The sequence below is a fragment of the Alkalibacterium sp. s-m-28 genome (assembly GCF_054658175.1).
In genome coordinates this window covers 1-1,440 of record NZ_BAAGIQ010000195.1, presented here as the reverse complement: position 1 = coordinate 1,440, position 1,440 = coordinate 1, and the positions used below count along the sequence as shown (strand labels likewise).

At 42.7% G+C, this 1,440-nt stretch carries 1 protein-coding gene; it reads right to left on the bottom strand.

Features of this window, described 5'->3' with window-relative positions; all coding sequences use genetic code 11:
- Positions 1–223 precede the first annotated feature (223 nt).
- On the bottom strand, positions 224–844 hold the full coding sequence (locus ACYQ4S_RS11875; RefSeq protein ID WP_346024647.1) for a class I SAM-dependent methyltransferase: 621 nt from the start codon (positions 842–844) through the stop codon (positions 224–226).
- Between the last annotated feature and the right edge of the window lie 596 nt (positions 845–1,440).

The following is a 1,440-nucleotide window of genomic DNA, read 5'->3' as shown; positions in this document are numbered from 1 at the left end:
TGTTGGTAGTGGTACTCACATTTTACCAAAGAGAGCTGTCTTTTTCTTTACCTTTAAGCTGATTAATCTAAATAATCCTTATAATGTAAAGGATAGAACGGAGTTCTTAGGGGTGCGAAACTTGAGTTATAAAGCTGTTTAATCCAGACAAGGATTGGATTATATTACCTTCATCGACAGAAATCATCATACGAGCAACGAGAAATTTGGGAAACATAATTTTTCATAGATTATTGGGAGTTACCTTTTCAGACTGCAAAACCCAGTAGCCTTTATCGAGGCCAATACGGGTGACATTTCCGTAAGTTTCTTCCATGACTTTCTTCGCGCTCGGTGCGCCCTGCTTCTTCTGAATAACGATGATCAGTACCCCGTTGTCCGCTAGATGTTTCTTGGCATCCGTGATGATCTGATGCACCGTCTGTTTTCCCGCACGAATCGGCGGATTGGAAATGACAGCGCCATAGGTCTGTTTCTCGACTTGCTCATATATGGAAGAAAGAAAAATAGAGACATTGGAAACCCCGTTCAGTTCGGCATTCTTCTTAGCCAGCTCGAGGGCCCGTTCGTTTACGTCGATCATATCGATGTGAAGAGACGGATTCGCCTTGGCTAAAGACAGCCCGACAGGCCCGTACCCACATCCGACATCCAGGACCTCCCCCGTGGAAAATGCCCGCTCGTCAATTGCTTCGATCATAACCTTAGACCCGAAGTCCACACGGTCTCTCGAAAAGACTCCAGCATCTGTCGTGAAGGTCATCTGCTGTCCCTTAAGTCTGGCTTCAATTTTCTTTTCGTTTTTATCAGCACTCGGCTTCGATGTAAAATAATGATCAGTCATCTGATACTCCTCTTTTGCTTTGTAGTCAGTGTGCTTTAAGTATACTATTCAACCGGCCGGACTACAATCCTTGTTCATTTTAGACTAGTTTTCTCCCTCTGACTGATATAGGTAAACTTTAATAATATTGATTATTGCTATACTTCATCTAGAAGGCAGCCTACTTACAGTTTAGCTCCCTGTTAAACCTTGGAACTCCAGCGACAAGGTTTCTAGTTACAGATTAGTCTGAAACGCGATCGCGTTTCTTCTACTAGAGTCTGTCTAACGGAAGAACTGGATTGATTATTGATCCGAACTGTCGCTAGATGTCTTCTAACAGCACCTTTAGAGAATTTTAAAAGCTGAACTTCCGCTAGAAGCGTTTTAACGACATAATCGACTAATGAAAGCTAACGAACTACAATTATAGACGGAATAGAGCGCGTCACCATCAAGAGTCAGTCGTTTCATCGATACAGAACTGCTCAAAATCGAGTAGGGGGTAAATAATTAATTTATTTACCGTCCTCTCACACCACCGTACGTACGGTTCCGTATACGGCGGTTCAATATCTTAAGTAAGCAGACTCTGCCAGTTGGTTTAGTGAAACTAA

Excerpts from the sequence above, each read along its gene's own strand:
- ACYQ4S_RS11875 (WP_346024647.1), bottom strand. The coding sequence starts at position 844 with ATGACTGATCATTATTTTACATCGAAGCCGAGTGCTGATAAAAACGAA.